Raw genomic sequence first — 13700 nt, 5'->3', positions numbered from 1 at the left:
GGGACGGCATGGGGCGGATCGTGTCGGAAACCGGCGGAACAACTGATGTCTTATCCGCCGCATCTGATCAGCGCAAAGAGAAACCCGAGACGGGTTTAGACGCCTCGGGTCGCATTGAGTCGGGAGTGGGCAGAGCCGGGATCGAACCGGCGACACCAGGATTTTCAGTCCTGTGCTCTACCAGCTGAGCTATCTGCCCATGAAGCCATGTCAGGAGAGATCATCCTACGAGGTCGGTGGGGGTCTGTCAATGGTCCGGTGCGGTGAAGAAATGCTGGCGTTCATTCGGGTCTCCACGGCGGTATCTGGTCAACATTCTGGAGATCGCGAGCAAACAGATCGGAGCCCGCAGAGGCGGGGTGACGATCGGTGCGAATGGACGGTGCGAGGAAAAAGCGGGAGCACCGTTATCGAGCCGGTCGAGTCGAGCAGGGAGACACGGGAGCCGATCGGTAAGGTTCGCCGATCGAGAGAACTCATCCACCGGGCGCCAGGGCGGAGGGAGGCGCGAACGAGCAAGCGTTCGAGAGCAAGCGGCCTGGGACGCACGATGCGGGGCAAGGCGAGGACGATCGAGAAGAGGCAGTCGAAGGGTGAGAGGCGCGATCGGGGAACTCGAGATCGCTGGATGGTTGACACCCGGCACAGAGTCGGTAGAATCGTGCCATCACAGTCGTGAGCCGGGCGCATAGCTCAGTTGGTCAGAGCGCACCCCTGATAAGGGTGAGGTCCCAGGTTCGAATCCTGGTGCGCCCACTATTTTGAACCACGCAAGCGTAGTCATTTGATCTTGCCTGGTTTGTGTGACAGGCATTCTGACAATCCTGCATACCTTCCTTCCGGGTCAGAAGCCGCGATGTCCGGTTGACATGACCGGCCTGGAATGCCCCGGACGCTTGGCAATGATCCGGGCCTCCTGCTCGCCACTCGGCAACTTCTCCACCGGCGGCGGCGGCCGCCTCACGCCGTCCGACGCCTCACGGGACCCACGCCGCACGATTCGCTGCGTCGCTGCTCGATGGTCATGGCGAGGCACCCGAATGCCTCGTCGATGCGATCGTCGGTCCGATTCGGACCGCCCGAGCCTGCGTCCGCATCCGCCTTCGCCAGGATCGGGGGACGCCTCGCCTTCTGGCTGGTCCCCTCGAACTTCGGGATCGGTGTCGCCAGTTCGTGTCGTTCCTGGCCCACCTTCCGGACGTCACCATTGTTGCTCATGTATGATTTCTTTACTGGGAGCATCTCTCCGGTTCGAGTTCGCCGGCCGACCCGCATTTCTCGCCGCGACAAACCACTTAAGAATAAGTCCACATCATATTCTCAAGGAAAGAGAAACCCTTCGCGGAATGTCCCATGAATTCCTGGAATCGTGGGGGAGACTGCTGGTATGCTCGGTCGAGAGCCGAAGAATCGCGTGGCAGAACGAGGGAACCTGGCGAGGAGATGGGCCGCGGCCATTCCGCACGCATCGTCGGGCGAACTGATCGACACCCGACCGCTCGGAGAGGTCCGGACTCAGTCGATCACCACGGCATTGATCCATACCGATCGAATCGAGGTCATTACGCCCGATGCTCCCGGCGAGCAAGGTGATCGCGGAACATCGGGCACGTGGCGAGGGCCCCGTCCAGCGTCTGGACGGGGCGGTCGATTTCGGCGCCCTCGGCCGTTCGCAGGTGTTGCGTGCCGGGCAGATGCTCGACCGCGCGGCAGGCGAACACAACGCGGTCGGGACGGGTCAGGACGCTCCGGTGCTGCACACGCTCGAACTGGAATCCCCGGGGGCTGGCAGGGAGTCTCGGTCATCGTGAGACGGGCTCGCCTGGCATGTGGCGGGCGCGGAGGGGTGGAGTCTGGTGGGGGAATGCGATGGACGCGAGGGCGGGCGAACACTGCGAGCGAATTCGCGAGGCGTTGCTGAAGGCGGCGGTCGAGGCGTACGAGGACGCCGGCTTGCGTGGCCTTTGCGCAGAAGGCCGCTGGGAATGCGCGGTCGGGGCGATGGGCTCGTTGGATCTGGGGAGGCTTGACGAATCGCGGAAGACCGTCGCGACATCGAACCCCGATCCAGACGGGGCTGAGACATCTTCCGAGCGGGTGTCGAGCGGGCCATCGCGGCGCGGGTGTCCCCCCGGGTCGTGACCGGCGGCGGGGGACCACGAGTCATCGAAGGGCCTCGGGCCGACTCCCCAGGCTGATCCGGATCCGAATCTCGAGAGGGGTGGAGGGATGGTGATGGCCACTCAGGATCTGTTGGGCGAACTCGTCGCGCTCTGGCGATACCCGGTCAAGTCGATGATGGGAGAGGAACGCAACGCCGCCGAGATCCTCAGGCGCGGCCTGCTCGGCGACCGGGCCTATGCGGTGATCGACGTCGAAGAGGGTCGAATTGCCAGCGCCAAGAGCCCACATAAGTATCGTCGGCTCTTCGACTGCCGGGCCGCGCTGCTCGACGAGCCGGCACCGGGCTCTCCGCCGCCCCCTGTGCGGATCACGCTGCCCGACGGTCGGGAACTCCGCAGCGACCGGGACGACGTCGACCGGGCCCTTTCCGAACTGCTCGGCCGAGCGGTCCGGCTCATCGCCTCGGCCCCCGAGTCGCCCCGCCTGGAGGAATACTGGCCGGACATCGAGGGCCTCGCTCATCGCGACACGTTCACCGACGAGGCGATGCCGCCGGGCACCTTCTTCGACCTGGCGACGATTCACCTGCTGACCACGGCGACGCTCGACGCATTGCGCCGGGTCGAGCCGGCCGGGCGGTTCGAGGTGCGGCGGTTCCGGCCGAATCTCGTCGTCGCCACACCGGGGGGGGAGGCGGGGTTTGTCGAGGACGGCTGGATCGGCCGGCTCCTGAATCTCGGCGGCACGGTACGCCTGGAGGTCACCGGACCGTGCCCGCGCTGCGTGATGACGACGCTCCCGCAATCGGACTTGCCCAAGGACCCGGGCATCCTCCGGGCCGCGGTGCGTCATCACGGCGGCCACGTGGGCGTCTACGCCGCGGTTGTCGACGGGGGCGAGGTCTGTCGCGGGGATCGATGCTCCGCATCCCCGGACGGACATGAGGCCGGGTGAGTGTCGGGGCGGGCCGGAGAAGGGCTGCCCCAGGGAGCAGAGGACGCCAGCGGACTCGAATGCGAATCACTCCCACCTGAGCGACGGTCGAGATGGTTCAATCACGTTTCGCAGAAAACTCGAATTTAGGACTCCAATATCCGATTATGGGGCGAATCCTCCCGCCCGCGACGGGCGGAGGGACCCGGCCAGGTAGGCCCCGAGGCGCGGCCTGCCGCACGCCGGGGCTTTTTCAATGGTTGAAGACATGCCACAGGCCCTTCCGGGGCAGCCCTCGGCCCTTGATGTGCCGAGGGGGTCGAGGGTCTCCGGGGCTGCATTCAGATCGTTGAGCATTCCTCGATGTCCGGGGCTGACCGATGGCCAAGGCAGGCAAATGGGGAGGTGGCTGCATGCCCGTTGAGAAGATCAAGGCGGCAGCCTGGGGGCCGCTCGCGACGCCCTCGCTTGCCGTTCTGATCGTCGCGGGGTCGAGGAACCTGGCGCACTTCGACGCGGTCCTGGTCGGCTATCGCTTTGCCACGCTCTTCGCCGCGTTCGGCATCGTCTACCGCGACGCGATGTGGCTTCAGCGGCCACCGACGGCACTCTACTGGAGTCGGGGGTGGCGGTGATTCCTGAGACCGAGGTGGATCGGCGTCAATCTGGCGGAGCTTAGGCAGCGCCTGGTCATTTCTCGACGTATCAGGCGTTCGTCTTCGGATTCCCGGCGAGCACGTTCCCGGTCGAGTCGACCTTCGCGTTCCTGGTCTTCCACGTCCTGGTCTGGGCGTCGTTCCTGGTCATCGGCGGCGTGATGCTGGCGATGCGACGCCGGATGCGAGAGCACGGGGCCGCGGCCGTGCAGCAGTTCGGCGAGGACTTCCTGCCCTTGATCCTGCTGTTCGCCATCAGCGTGACGGGCCTGATGCTCACCGCATGCTACACCCGGATGAAGGGGTATGCGTATGAATTCCTGACGATCCTGTACGCGATCACGGTGAGCTTCACGCTGCTCTGGCTCCCGTTCGGCAAGTTCTTCCACATCTTCCAGCGGCTGGCGCAACTGGGCGTCGGCGTCTACAAGGACGTCGGCCGCCGGGGCGAGCGGGCGACGAGCCGGGATTCACGACGCCCGCCGGCCCGATGCCCTGACCGGCCCCTCAATTCCTCGTTCGACGATCGATCACGCAACGGAGGGGCTGGCTCCTGAGTCTCTACTCCTTCCTGACCATCGGCGGCTTCGTCGCGATGGCCGTCGACCTGCCGACCTTGCTGACGGAGATCTTCGGCCTGTCACCGCGAGACTCAGCTTCAGGACCGCCGGGTTCATCGTCCTGGCGACCGTCGTCCGGCCGATCGGGGGGCCCTGGCCGATCGGATCGGCGGGAGACGCATCCTCCTCTGGGTCTTCCCGATCACGGGGGTGATGGCCGTCTTCCTGGCCTGCCCGATGAGGAGCACCTTCACCATCGGCGCCCTTGGGCATGGCGGCGGCCATCGGCCTGGGCAACGGGGCGGTCATCACGCTCGTGCCCGAGCAGTACCCGAAGGCCATCGGCAGCGTCACCGGGCTGGTCGGCGCCGCCGGGGGGCTCGGCGGATTCTCCCCACCCTTGCTGCTCGGCCTCGTCCGCCAGGCGACCGGCTCGTAGACGATCGGCTTCGATTTGCCCGCGGCCTTCTGCGTCGCCTGCCTCGTCGCCTGTTGGCGATCGGGGCCTTCAGAAACCCAATCCAGCCCGCCTGCCACCTGATCCGATCGGGGTAACCCGGCCCCGGCCCTGCCGATTCGCACGGCTGGCGAAGGGTCGAGTCACGCCCGATCCAATGGTCCGACGATCGCCGCGACCGGACGATCAGAAGGCCTCCATCGCGTCGGCCAGGGCCTCCGGTCCGGGTCGGAGGGCCTCGTCGGGGAGGTGGGCCAGCGGCGTGTCGGTCATGCCGAGCGTGTCGAGGAAATCGGGCTTCTCGGGAGCCACGTAGAGCAGACCGGTGAGGAACTCGTTGTGCTCCTGGCTCGTGAGGATCAGGTCCATCGCCGAGGCCCGGCTGCGGACGTCGTGGTGGTCCTCCCGGAGGGCCCGCAGCGTGATGGTCGAGCCGTCGTGGAGCCGGACCTGCGTGGCCTGGCCGGCCTGCTGCTCGATCTCGATCTCGGGGAGCCGGGGGACGAAGCCGATCTCCTGGATCGGCTCGTTGTGTTCGCGTCCCCAGGCCCAGCTCTTGGTGGACTCGGGGAAGTCGTTGAAGGTCACGCAAGGGCTGATGATGTCCAGGAAGGCCAGCCCCTTGTGCGACAGGGCCGCCTTCAGGAGCGCGTCGAGCTGCTTCTTGTCGCCGGCGAAGGAGCGGGCGACGAACGTCGCGCCGCCGACGATGGCCTCCAGGCAGAGGTCGAAGGGGGCGGCCGGGTTCTCCTCGCCACTGGCGCGGCGGAGCCTGGCGCGGAGGTCGGCGGTGGCGGAGAACTGGCCCTTGGTCAGGCCGTAGCAGCCGTTGTTCTCGACGATGTAGAGCATCGGCAGGTTCCGGCGGCAGGCGTGCTTGAACTGGCCGAGGCCGATGTTGGCCGTGTCGCCGTCGCCGCTGATGCCGATCATGGTCAAGCGATGGTTGGCCAGCAAGGCGCCGGTGGCCACGCTGGGCATGCGGCCGTGCAGGGCGTTGAACCCGTGGCTGTAGTTGAGGAAGTAGGCCGGCGTCTTGCTCGAACACCCGATGCCGCTGAGCTTGGCCGTGGTGTACGGGTTCAGCCCGACGGCCTTCGCCGCGTCGATCAGCCGGCTGGTGATGCTGTTGTGGCCGCAGCCCTTGCACAGGGTCGACGGCGAGCCCTGGAAGGCCACGACGGGCAGGCTCAGGGCGTGGCCGTTGGATCGGACCGCGATGGTCGCTTCGGCGTTCGACATGATCCTTGAAACCCCCGGAAGATGGCCGTTGACAGATTCCAAGAGGACAGGAGACCGAGGACAGGGGGAGGTCGTCCGCTACTCCGTCGAGACGACCGGACCGGCGGCGCGGGGCTCGCTGGGGGCCTTCGAGGGCGTGGTGAGCGATCCGTCGTGGTGGAACGAGCGCTCCCAGTCGGCGATCGGCCCGGCGATGTCGGCCGCGGCGATGGGCGTGCCGTTGTAATGGGTCACGGAGATCAGGCGGGCGTCGAGGCCGCCGACCATCGCCATCCGCAGCAGGCTGTAGACCTGGCCGTCGCGGTTCTGGTCGACGACGTAGACGCGGTCGTACTTCTCGACGAACGTGGGGCCGAGGGTGGCGTCGACCGGCAGGGCTCGCAAGCGGCAGTAGCCGGTGGGGATGCCCTGCTCGCGTAACAGGTCGCGGGCCTCGACCGCCGCCCAGTGGCTCGAACCGTAGGCGATCAGGCCCACTCGGGCGTCGGGGTCGGCCTCGATCACCGGCCTCGGCAGCGACTCGCGGGCGGTTTCCAGCTTGCGGGTGAGCCGATCGAGGTTCGCCTGCCAGTCCTCGGGCCGCTCGCTGTAGCCGGATTTCTCGTTGTGGCCGGTCCCTCGGGTGAAGTACGCCGCCAGGGGATGCTCGGTGCCGGGCAGGGTGCGGTAGCAGACCCCGTCGCCGTCGACGTCGCGGTAGCGGCCGAAGCCGCCGAACTGCTGGATGTGGGCCTCCAACGCATCGGCGTCGAGGACCTTGCCGCGCCGGATGGGCGTCTCGGGGTATTCGAACGGGTCGCTCATCCAGAGGTTCATGCCGAGGTCGAGGTCGGTGGCGACGAACACCGGCGTCTGGAACTCGGCGGCCAGGTCGAGCGCCTCGGCCGTCATCGAGAAGCACTCGGCCGGCGAGGCGGGGATCAGCACGATGTGCCGGCCGTCGCCGTGGCCGAGCGTGTGCATCGTGAGGATGTCGCCCTGGCTGGTGCGGGTCGGCAGGCCGGTGGACGGCCCCATGCGCTGGACATCGACGATGACCACCGGGATCTCGGCGAAGTACGCCAGGCCGACGAACTCGGCCATCAGCGAGATGCCCGGCCCGCTGGTCGCGGTGATCGACCGTGCCCCGGCCCAGCCGGCGCCGACGCCCATGCCAATGGCCGCCAGCTCGTCCTCGGCCTGCACGACGGTGAAGTTTCGGGTGCCGTCGGGGTTGGTCCGGTACTTCCTGAGGTACGCCTCGGCATACTCGGCCAGGCTGCTGGAGGGGGTGATCGGGTACCAGCTCAGGACGGTCGCCCCGCCGAAGACCGCGCCCAGCGCGGCGGCCTGGTTCCCCTCGACGAGGATCTTGCCGGCGGTGCCGTCCATCCGCTCGACCCGGTACGGCAGGCCTTCCGGCAGGTTCTCCACGGCCCACGCGTAGCCGGCCTCGGCCGCGGCGATGTTCGTCTCGGCGGCCTTCGCCTTGCGACCGGGGAACTGCTGTCGGATCGCCGTCCGGACGGCATCCATCTCGATCCCGGTCCCGCCGGCGACCACGCCGACGTAGACCATGTTGATGACCTTGCGGAGCTTCTCGCGGTATCCCGGGTCCGACTTGTCCGGCGGGTACGCCTCGCCCACGAGCCTCGCGAACGGCACCGGGACGAACCGGACGTCGTCGCGGCCCCCGTCAATACTTTCCTTGAAATCATCGCGATGAATGCACACGCCCCCGGCACAGAGCTGGCGCACGTCGTCGGCGGCCGTCTGCTCGTTCATGCAGACGAGCACCTGAGGATCCGGGTGGTTGCCGATATATTCCTTGTCGCAGGCCCGGATGTGGAACCAGGTCGGCAACCCCTCGATGTTCGAGGGGAACACGTTCTTCGCGGCGCAGGGGATGCCCATCGCGAACAGGGCCCGCACCAGCACGAGGTTCGCCGACTGGCTCCCCGAGCCGTTGACCGTCCCGACCCGGATCGCCAGGTCGTTGACCGAACCGCGCGCATCCGCAACGCCACCCCTCTCGGGCAGCGATTGAACCGAGGTCGTCATCTCGTACCTCGCAGGACAAGGTCCGACTGAGCGTCATCGAATCGGGCACGACGGCCCCACGCCCGCGACCGGGGCACCACCAGTTGTTGTCAAATGCCCTCGCGGACACGCCCGGGACGAGGGGACTCGTTCCCCGGGCCGCTCATACCCCTAACCCCACCCCTCAGTGCAGCAGATCTCCGATCATTCCGCAATCCCCGACGCGGAAATCCGGGGCAATCCCCCGTGAGGCTTCGCCTTCAATAGCTTGGGTGGCGAATGGTTCTCCGGAACGTCCTGGAAACCCTGGCTGGATGAGTTCAGGAGTGGCGCGATCGGGGTCTTGGGGATTCCGCAAACGATCAAGGGCTCGCGGAGGTCTCGGCTCACCGCGTCGCGGACGACCGGCCGCCTGGCCTCACCGCGACGGCCCCCGGCGATGAAGACTTGCGATCCCGAAGGTGCGTCCCATGAACATCCGACGCCTCATCGCTCAAATCCCAGATCACTCCGGTTTCTGAATGTTTCATGGGAATGCACGTTATCGGCGATCGGGAGAAGGCTGGGGGGGGCGGGACACGCGCAGCGAACAGGACCGGCCGCCTCGCGTCTCAATGTCACGACGCGAGGCGGCCGGTCCTGGCGATGGGCGATGGATCGGCCGGGGGCCGACCGACGCCTTTACTCGTCGTCCTCGTCGTCGTCGATGTCCTCGTCGTCGTCGATCTCATCCTCCTCGTCCTCGGGCTCGGAGTCGACCTCGAGCTCGGCGTCGGGGACGGCCTTGGGAGGAGGGGGGGTGGTGCGGGTGATCGACGCACCGAGGCCGGGGGCGTCGTCGGGCATCGGTTCCTTCGCCTTCTGGACGAAGTAGGTCCCCTTGCCCTTGGCGTTCAGCTCCTCGGCCTTGGCTTCGGCCTCGGCCCGCTGAGAGAAGTCGAAGGTGGCGACGGTCTTGAAGGCGTCGCTCACGACGTTCCAGACGACGCGCATGCGGGCGGTCGGCTTGACGGCCTTGGCCGACTTGGCCTTGCTCTTGGCGGGAGCCTTCTTCTTCTTCGGCTTCCGCTCGACCTCCTCGTCGTCATCGGTATCATCGACGAGGGCGGCGTCGTCCTCGACGGGGTCGAGGTCCTCGGCAGCCTCGTACTGACGACGCAACTCCAAACGATTTTTCGGCTTGCCGGCCATGGGCATGATCCTTCGTCGGGGCGATGGCCAATGCAGTCGGCGATCAGAAGGCGAGCGGCCCGGATCGGGCGTCCGGAAGACCGTTGGCCAACACGTTCCAGCGGGCATTCTAACCAAGCGAGAGCGCGATTGCCTAGGCGCCGCGGCCGACGGCTCAGGCGGCGCGGCCCAGCCACCGACTGACGTGCTCCAGGAGCACTTCGGGGTGATACGGCTTGGTCAGGTAGTGATCGATTCCCAGGCGTCGCAAGGCGACTTCGTGTTCGTCGAGCACGGCGGCGCTGCAGATGATCACCGGATGTTGCGGCCACCGGCCCCGGAGGCTCCGGCAGACATCGACCCCCGAGAGCCGGGGCAGGTTCAGGTCGACCAGGGCCAGATCGAAGGGGCCGTCCTCGTCGATCCGCCGCAGGGCCTCGGGGCCGTCGGCGGCCTCGACCACCGAAAAGCCCGAGCTTTGCAAGAACTGTGAGACGAGGGTACGCAATAAGTCCTCGTCTTCGACGAGCAGCAGCGTGCCGTCGCGATCCGTCGGCATCGGCGATCCCTCCTCGGAGCATCCTTGCCCCAGGCCGTACTCTAGCGACCGGAGTGATCCGCGCCCACTCGGGAATCCCAAAAACAAATGAGTCGGACGGTCATTCAAATGATCAGGACCGCGACTCCCGGGGAGAATCGCCGGGATTTCTCCGGACGAGGCCCGTGCCCGGATCGGCGAATCCGCGTCACCGCGAGGGGGGAGCCGCCCGACACTCGGTCAGGCCGGGACGGCCCGCATGAGGCTCGCCGACCCGTTCCGGGTCCGATCGCGGCCGGCGATCGACCCCGAGCACCTGGCAGAGCCAGGCGATCACCAGGTGCTTCGTCACGCTCAGGCCGAGCAAGCCGGCCAGCGCGCCGAATCGGAAGATCCAGAGATTGAGCGCGACGCCCGCCACCACGACCAGCAGGGCGGCCACGCTCAATTGAATTGGCAGGCGTTGCATGCCCGTATTATGGGCCGGCCCGGCCCGAGCGGGAAGGGAGCGACTGGAACGGAATCGGCCATCAGACTACAATTCGTCGCTCACGATCGGCCCGATCGTTCGGGGTGTCCGGGCCATGCCGCCCCCCGGCCCGGACGCGGGCCGAATCGGACGGTTCGAACGGAATCCGATCCGAACCGAGACGCCAGGAATCGCGTCTGAATCGTGACTTGCGACCGTGCCGTTTCCGTCCGATCCGCCGCCCGACGCGGCCCCGGGCATCGACGCCCCCGTCCCTCGCCGAAGTCAGGGCAACTGACCCATGCCGACCGCACCACGCCCGACCCCCGATCGCCTCGAATGGTCGATCCCGATCGACCCGGTCTTGCAGCAAGAGCTGGAACGTCACGTCCTGGTCACGAGCTGGGACAAGCTGCTCGGGGTGGTCGACACGGTCTACAACTGGGGACGCCGCTCGGCCCTCTGGCCCCTCGGCTTCGGCCTGGCCTGCTGCGCCATCGAGATGATCTGCACCGCCAGCAGCCGGTTCGACATCGCCCGGTTCGGCGCCGAGGTCTTCCGCGGCAGCCCCCGCCAGGCCGACGTGATGATCGTCTCCGGCACCGTCACCAAGACGATGATGCCGGTCATCGCCCGGCTCTACGACCAGATGCCCGAGCCGAAGTACGTCATCAGCATGGGGGCCTGCGCCTCCGGCGGCGGGCCGTTCAAGGAGGGGTACAACGTCGTCTCGGGGATCGACAAGTATCTCCCCGTCGACGTCTACATCCCCGGCTGCCCGCCGACCCCGCAGGCCCTGCTGCATGGCCTGATCACGCTCCAGAAGAAGATCGACGGCGAACGGCTCGACATCCCGGCGATCGGCCGGAAGGGGAACACCCCCTGGTACGACCCCGAGGTCGAGCGCGACATCCCCGTTCCGGTCCTCGGCCCCGACCTGATCGACGTCCGCACCCTCGAACTGACCGCCGAACGGACCGCCGCCGGCCTGATCGAGGCCCGGGAAGCCACCCTCGAACGCCCGCTGAAAATCCCGGCGCCCCAGCCCGAAGCCCCCGAGCCGCCGGCAGATCCCGACGAAATCCCCGCGAAGCCGGACGCCTCCGCCGCCCCTCGGCCGATGAGCAAGATCGAGTTGATCCGCGCCAAGGCCCGCGGCGAGGCGATTCCCGAAGGGGCCGAGGCCGCCGCCGCCGCTGCTCCGCCCTCGAAGAAAGCCGCCGGCAAGCCCGCGAAGAAGGTCAAGGTGGCCGAGGCCCGCCCGAGCCTCGTCTGGCTCGGCGACTCGGGGTTGAAGGAGCTGGCCGACCGCCTCAACGCCTCTTTCGGCGACGGGACCGCCACGATCATCCGCGCCGCCCTTTTGATTCCGGCCGAGAAATTGCTCGACGTGGCCGGGTTCCTCCGCGACCGCAACCCGATCCGGTATGACTACCTCGCCAGCCTCCAGAGCGTCCATTACGACGACTGCATCGAGGTCGTCTACCAGCTCGACAGCACCGCAATCCCCGGCTCGTTGATCGCGTTACGAGTACGGACCGCCGAGCCCGAGGGGGCAGGGGAGGTGCCCTCGGTCGCTTCCGTCTGGCACGGGGCCGATTTCCAGGAGCGCGAGGTCTACGACATGATGGGTGTCCGCTTCGCCGGGCACCCGAACCTGACGCGCATCCTCATGTGGGAAGGCTTCGCCTACTACCCGCTCCGCAAAGACTACCTGGAACCGTACTACGAGCACCCGGTCAAGGTCTTCCCGAGCCGCATCGAGGACGGCCAGGGGCACCACTTCCGCGCCGAGGAATTCAACCCGCACGGCACGAACCTGAAGATTCCCCAGTCGCACCGGGACTGGGACCACTTCGACCCGGCGCTCGACCCCAAGGGGATCGGCCTGACTCCCCTGGGAGACGGGGTCGATTTGCAGGGGCTCGACACCGACCAGTTCGTCCTGAGCATGGGGCCGCAACACCCCTCGACCCACGGCGTCTTCCGGATGAACCTGCGGGTCGACGGCGAGACGATCGTCGGCCTGAAGCCCGTGATGGGCTACATGCACCGCAACCACGAGAAGATCGGCGAGCGGAACACGTTCCTGATGAACTTCCCGTTCACCGATCGGCTCGACTACCTCACCTCGATGGGCAACAACTTCGGCTTTGCCCTGGCCATCGAGCAACTGATGGGGGACGACGCCAAGGTCCCCGAGCGTGCCGAGTACCTCCGCGTCATCATGGCCGAGCTGACGCGGGTCGCCAGCCACATGTGGTCGATCGGCTTCCTGCTCAACGACCTCGGCGCGTTCTTCACCCCGGCCTTGTACGCGATCGAGGAACGCGAGCTGATCCTCGACCTGTTCGAGTGGGTCGCCGGCAGCCGGATGATGTGCAACTACTTCCGCTTCGGCGGCGTCGCCTTCGACCTGCCCCCGGGATGGGCCGAGCGCTGCCGGGGGATCGTCAACGACCGGCTCGACCGCAAGATCGACGAGCTCGACCGCTTGCTCTCGGAGAACGAGATCCTGAAGGACCGGTCGAAGGGGATCGGCGTCATCACCCGGGAACAGGCCATCGCCTACTCGACGGCCGGGCCGGTGCTGCGGGCCTCGAACGTCCCGTACGACGTCCGCCGGGCTGCGCCCTATTCGATCTACGACCGGTTCGACTTCAACGTCATCAGCACCACCAACGGCGACGTCTACGACCGCTACCTGATCCGCCTGCTCGAGATGCGCGAGAGTGTCCGCATCCTCAGGCAGGCCCTCCGCGACCTGCCCGACGGCCCGATCCTGCCGGGCAAGAAGAGCTATCAGATCAAGGTCCCCGCCGGCGAGGCCTATTCCCGCGTCGAGAACCCCAAGGGAGAGCTCGGCTACTACGTCGTCGCCGACGGCGGCCCGACCGCCTACCGCTACCACGTCCGCAGCCCGAGCTTCATCAACCTGACGGCCCTGGAAACCATGTGCCTCGGCCACACCGTCGCCGACGTCGTCGGCATCCTCGGCAGCCTCGACATCGTGCTGGGAGAGGTGGATCGGTGAAGCTCGCATGACGACGCGGCGATGGCTCTTGCTGGCCTTGGTGTCGATCGGTGTGATCGCCTCCTTGTTCGTCACGGTCGAACGCGTGCGGATCCGTCGCGACGTGGTCCAGGTGCTGGCCGTTCCCGCGGAACCACCGTTGAGCGTCGTCTTCGTTCATCGCTACTCTCGGATTGACCCTCATGGCCGTTATCGACTCGAATTCGACGACGGCCGGCACTCCCGGTTCTTCGAGCTTCACCATTGGCCCGATCCGGCCCGATCCCCTCCGGAGGTTTTCAGAGACAGGTTGTCGACGAGCTTCGACGGCAACAACCTTGAAATACATGGCCCACACGATTTCATGTTCTGGACATCAGGATTAGGGCAACAGCAGCCCTGAGCACTTCAATCCATCGCCGTGGAGCGACCTTGAAACGTGAACGACCGCATCGTCCTCGGCTAGAAATCTCCCGAACCGCGGCAGCACAGCGGATTCGCTTTGGCGTGAAAGGTTGG

The 13700-nt window shown here is 66.9% G+C and carries 12 protein-coding genes, 2 tRNA genes and 1 pseudogene; 8 read left to right on the top strand and 7 right to left on the bottom strand.

Annotated features, from left to right (window positions below; genetic code table 11):
* Positions 1 to 126: 126 nt before the first annotated feature.
* Positions 127 to 199 (bottom strand) — tRNA-Phe (locus AB1L88_RS11600).
* Positions 200 to 682: 483 nt separating this feature from the next.
* Here AB1L88_RS11600 and AB1L88_RS11595 point away from each other — a divergent pair.
* Positions 683 to 756, top strand: a tRNA-Ile gene (locus tag AB1L88_RS11595).
* Between the two features lie 204 nt (positions 757 to 960).
* Here AB1L88_RS11595 and AB1L88_RS11590 read toward each other — a convergent pair.
* On the bottom strand, positions 961 to 1218 hold the full coding sequence (locus tag AB1L88_RS11590; protein ID WP_367096818.1) for a hypothetical protein: 258 nt from the start codon (positions 1216 to 1218) through the stop codon (positions 961 to 963).
* 1017 nt (positions 1219 to 2235) lie between these two features.
* Between AB1L88_RS11590 and AB1L88_RS11585 the strand changes: the two genes are divergently transcribed.
* From AB1L88_RS11585 to AB1L88_RS11570, 4 genes are all read left to right on the top strand, one after another.
* A complete protein-coding gene (locus tag AB1L88_RS11585; RefSeq protein ID WP_367096817.1) occupies positions 2236 to 3078 on the top strand; it encodes an MOSC N-terminal beta barrel domain-containing protein in 843 nt (280 codons plus the stop codon).
* Between the two features lie 392 nt (positions 3079 to 3470).
* Positions 3471 to 3692 carry a hypothetical protein gene (locus AB1L88_RS11580; RefSeq protein ID WP_367096816.1) on the top strand — a complete coding sequence of 74 codons (222 nt, stop codon included), beginning with the start codon at positions 3471 to 3473 and terminating at the stop codon, positions 3690 to 3692.
* Between the two features lie 203 nt (positions 3693 to 3895).
* Complete coding sequence (locus AB1L88_RS11575) at positions 3896 to 4270, top strand: hypothetical protein (protein WP_367096815.1); 375 nt, start codon at positions 3896 to 3898, stop codon at positions 4268 to 4270.
* Positions 4271 to 4544: 274 nt separating this feature from the next.
* Positions 4545 to 4712: a hypothetical protein gene (locus tag AB1L88_RS11570; RefSeq protein WP_367096814.1), complete on the top strand. Its 168-nt coding sequence runs from the start codon at positions 4545 to 4547 to the stop codon at positions 4710 to 4712.
* Positions 4713 to 4916: 204 nt separating this feature from the next.
* Here the strand turns inward: AB1L88_RS11570 and AB1L88_RS11565 are convergent, their stop codons facing one another.
* From AB1L88_RS11565 to AB1L88_RS11545, 5 genes are all read right to left on the bottom strand, one after another.
* Positions 4917 to 5972 (bottom strand): 2-oxoacid:ferredoxin oxidoreductase subunit beta, encoded by a 1056-nt coding sequence (locus AB1L88_RS11565; protein ID WP_367096813.1) that lies wholly within the window; start codon positions 5970 to 5972, stop codon positions 4917 to 4919.
* Positions 5973 to 6050: 78 nt separating this feature from the next.
* Positions 6051 to 8012, bottom strand: a complete 1962-nt coding sequence (locus AB1L88_RS11560) for a 2-oxoacid:acceptor oxidoreductase subunit alpha (protein WP_367096812.1) — start codon at positions 8010 to 8012, stop codon at positions 6051 to 6053.
* Positions 8013 to 8672: 660 nt separating this feature from the next.
* Positions 8673 to 9182, bottom strand: a complete 510-nt coding sequence (locus AB1L88_RS11555) for a hypothetical protein (protein WP_367096811.1) — start codon at positions 9180 to 9182, stop codon at positions 8673 to 8675.
* 154 nt (positions 9183 to 9336) lie between these two features.
* Positions 9337 to 9720 (bottom strand): response regulator, encoded by a 384-nt coding sequence (locus tag AB1L88_RS11550; protein ID WP_367096810.1) that lies wholly within the window; start codon positions 9718 to 9720, stop codon positions 9337 to 9339.
* 187 nt (positions 9721 to 9907) lie between these two features.
* Positions 9908 to 10168, bottom strand: a complete 261-nt coding sequence (locus AB1L88_RS11545; protein WP_367096809.1) for a hypothetical protein — start codon at positions 10166 to 10168, stop codon at positions 9908 to 9910.
* A gap of 301 nt (positions 10169 to 10469) precedes the next feature.
* Between AB1L88_RS11545 and nuoB the strand changes: the two are divergent.
* The 3 genes and pseudogenes from nuoB to AB1L88_RS11530 all read left to right on the top strand — a co-directional run.
* A pseudogene (gene nuoB, locus AB1L88_RS11540) lies at positions 10470 to 11870 on the top strand (NADH-quinone oxidoreductase subunit NuoB); the annotation flags it as partial.
* A 249-nt stretch (positions 11871 to 12119) separates the two neighbouring features.
* Positions 12120 to 13202: an NADH-quinone oxidoreductase subunit D gene (locus AB1L88_RS11535; protein ID WP_367096886.1), complete on the top strand. Its 1083-nt coding sequence runs from the start codon at positions 12120 to 12122 to the stop codon at positions 13200 to 13202.
* 7 nt (positions 13203 to 13209) lie between these two features.
* Complete coding sequence (locus tag AB1L88_RS11530) at positions 13210 to 13584, top strand: hypothetical protein (protein ID WP_367096808.1); 375 nt, start codon at positions 13210 to 13212, stop codon at positions 13582 to 13584.
* Positions 13585 to 13700 lie beyond the last annotated feature (116 nt).

Origin of the sequence: Tautonia sp. JC769 (genome assembly GCF_040717455.1) — a bacterium.
Classification (GTDB): domain Bacteria; phylum Planctomycetota; class Planctomycetia; order Isosphaerales; family Isosphaeraceae; genus Tautonia.
The sequence above is the reverse complement of the archived record's forward strand: the minus strand, read 5'-3'. Positions and strand labels throughout refer to the sequence as shown.

Excerpts from the sequence above, each read along its gene's own strand:
- AB1L88_RS11590 (WP_367096818.1), bottom strand. The coding sequence starts at position 1,218 with ATGAGCAACAATGGTGACGTCCGGAAGGTGGGCCAGGAACGACACGAA.
- AB1L88_RS11585 (WP_367096817.1), top strand. The coding sequence starts at position 2,236 with ATGGCCACTCAGGATCTGTTGGGCGAACTCGTCGCGCTCTGGCGATAC.
- AB1L88_RS11580 (WP_367096816.1), top strand. The coding sequence starts at position 3,471 with ATGCCCGTTGAGAAGATCAAGGCGGCAGCCTGGGGGCCGCTCGCGACG.
- AB1L88_RS11575 (WP_367096815.1), top strand. The coding sequence starts at position 3,896 with ATGCGAGAGCACGGGGCCGCGGCCGTGCAGCAGTTCGGCGAGGACTTC.
- AB1L88_RS11570 (WP_367096814.1), top strand. The coding sequence starts at position 4,545 with ATGGCGGCGGCCATCGGCCTGGGCAACGGGGCGGTCATCACGCTCGTG.
- AB1L88_RS11565 (WP_367096813.1), bottom strand. The coding sequence starts at position 5,972 with ATGTCGAACGCCGAAGCGACCATCGCGGTCCGATCCAACGGCCACGCC.
- AB1L88_RS11560 (WP_367096812.1), bottom strand. The coding sequence starts at position 8,012 with ATGACGACCTCGGTTCAATCGCTGCCCGAGAGGGGTGGCGTTGCGGAT.
- AB1L88_RS11555 (WP_367096811.1), bottom strand. The coding sequence starts at position 9,182 with ATGGCCGGCAAGCCGAAAAATCGTTTGGAGTTGCGTCGTCAGTACGAG.
- AB1L88_RS11550 (WP_367096810.1), bottom strand. The coding sequence starts at position 9,720 with ATGCCGACGGATCGCGACGGCACGCTGCTGCTCGTCGAAGACGAGGAC.
- AB1L88_RS11545 (WP_367096809.1), bottom strand. The coding sequence starts at position 10,168 with ATGCAACGCCTGCCAATTCAATTGAGCGTGGCCGCCCTGCTGGTCGTG.
- AB1L88_RS11535 (WP_367096886.1), top strand. The coding sequence starts at position 12,120 with ATGGGGCCGCAACACCCCTCGACCCACGGCGTCTTCCGGATGAACCTG.
- AB1L88_RS11530 (WP_367096808.1), top strand. The coding sequence starts at position 13,210 with ATGACGACGCGGCGATGGCTCTTGCTGGCCTTGGTGTCGATCGGTGTG.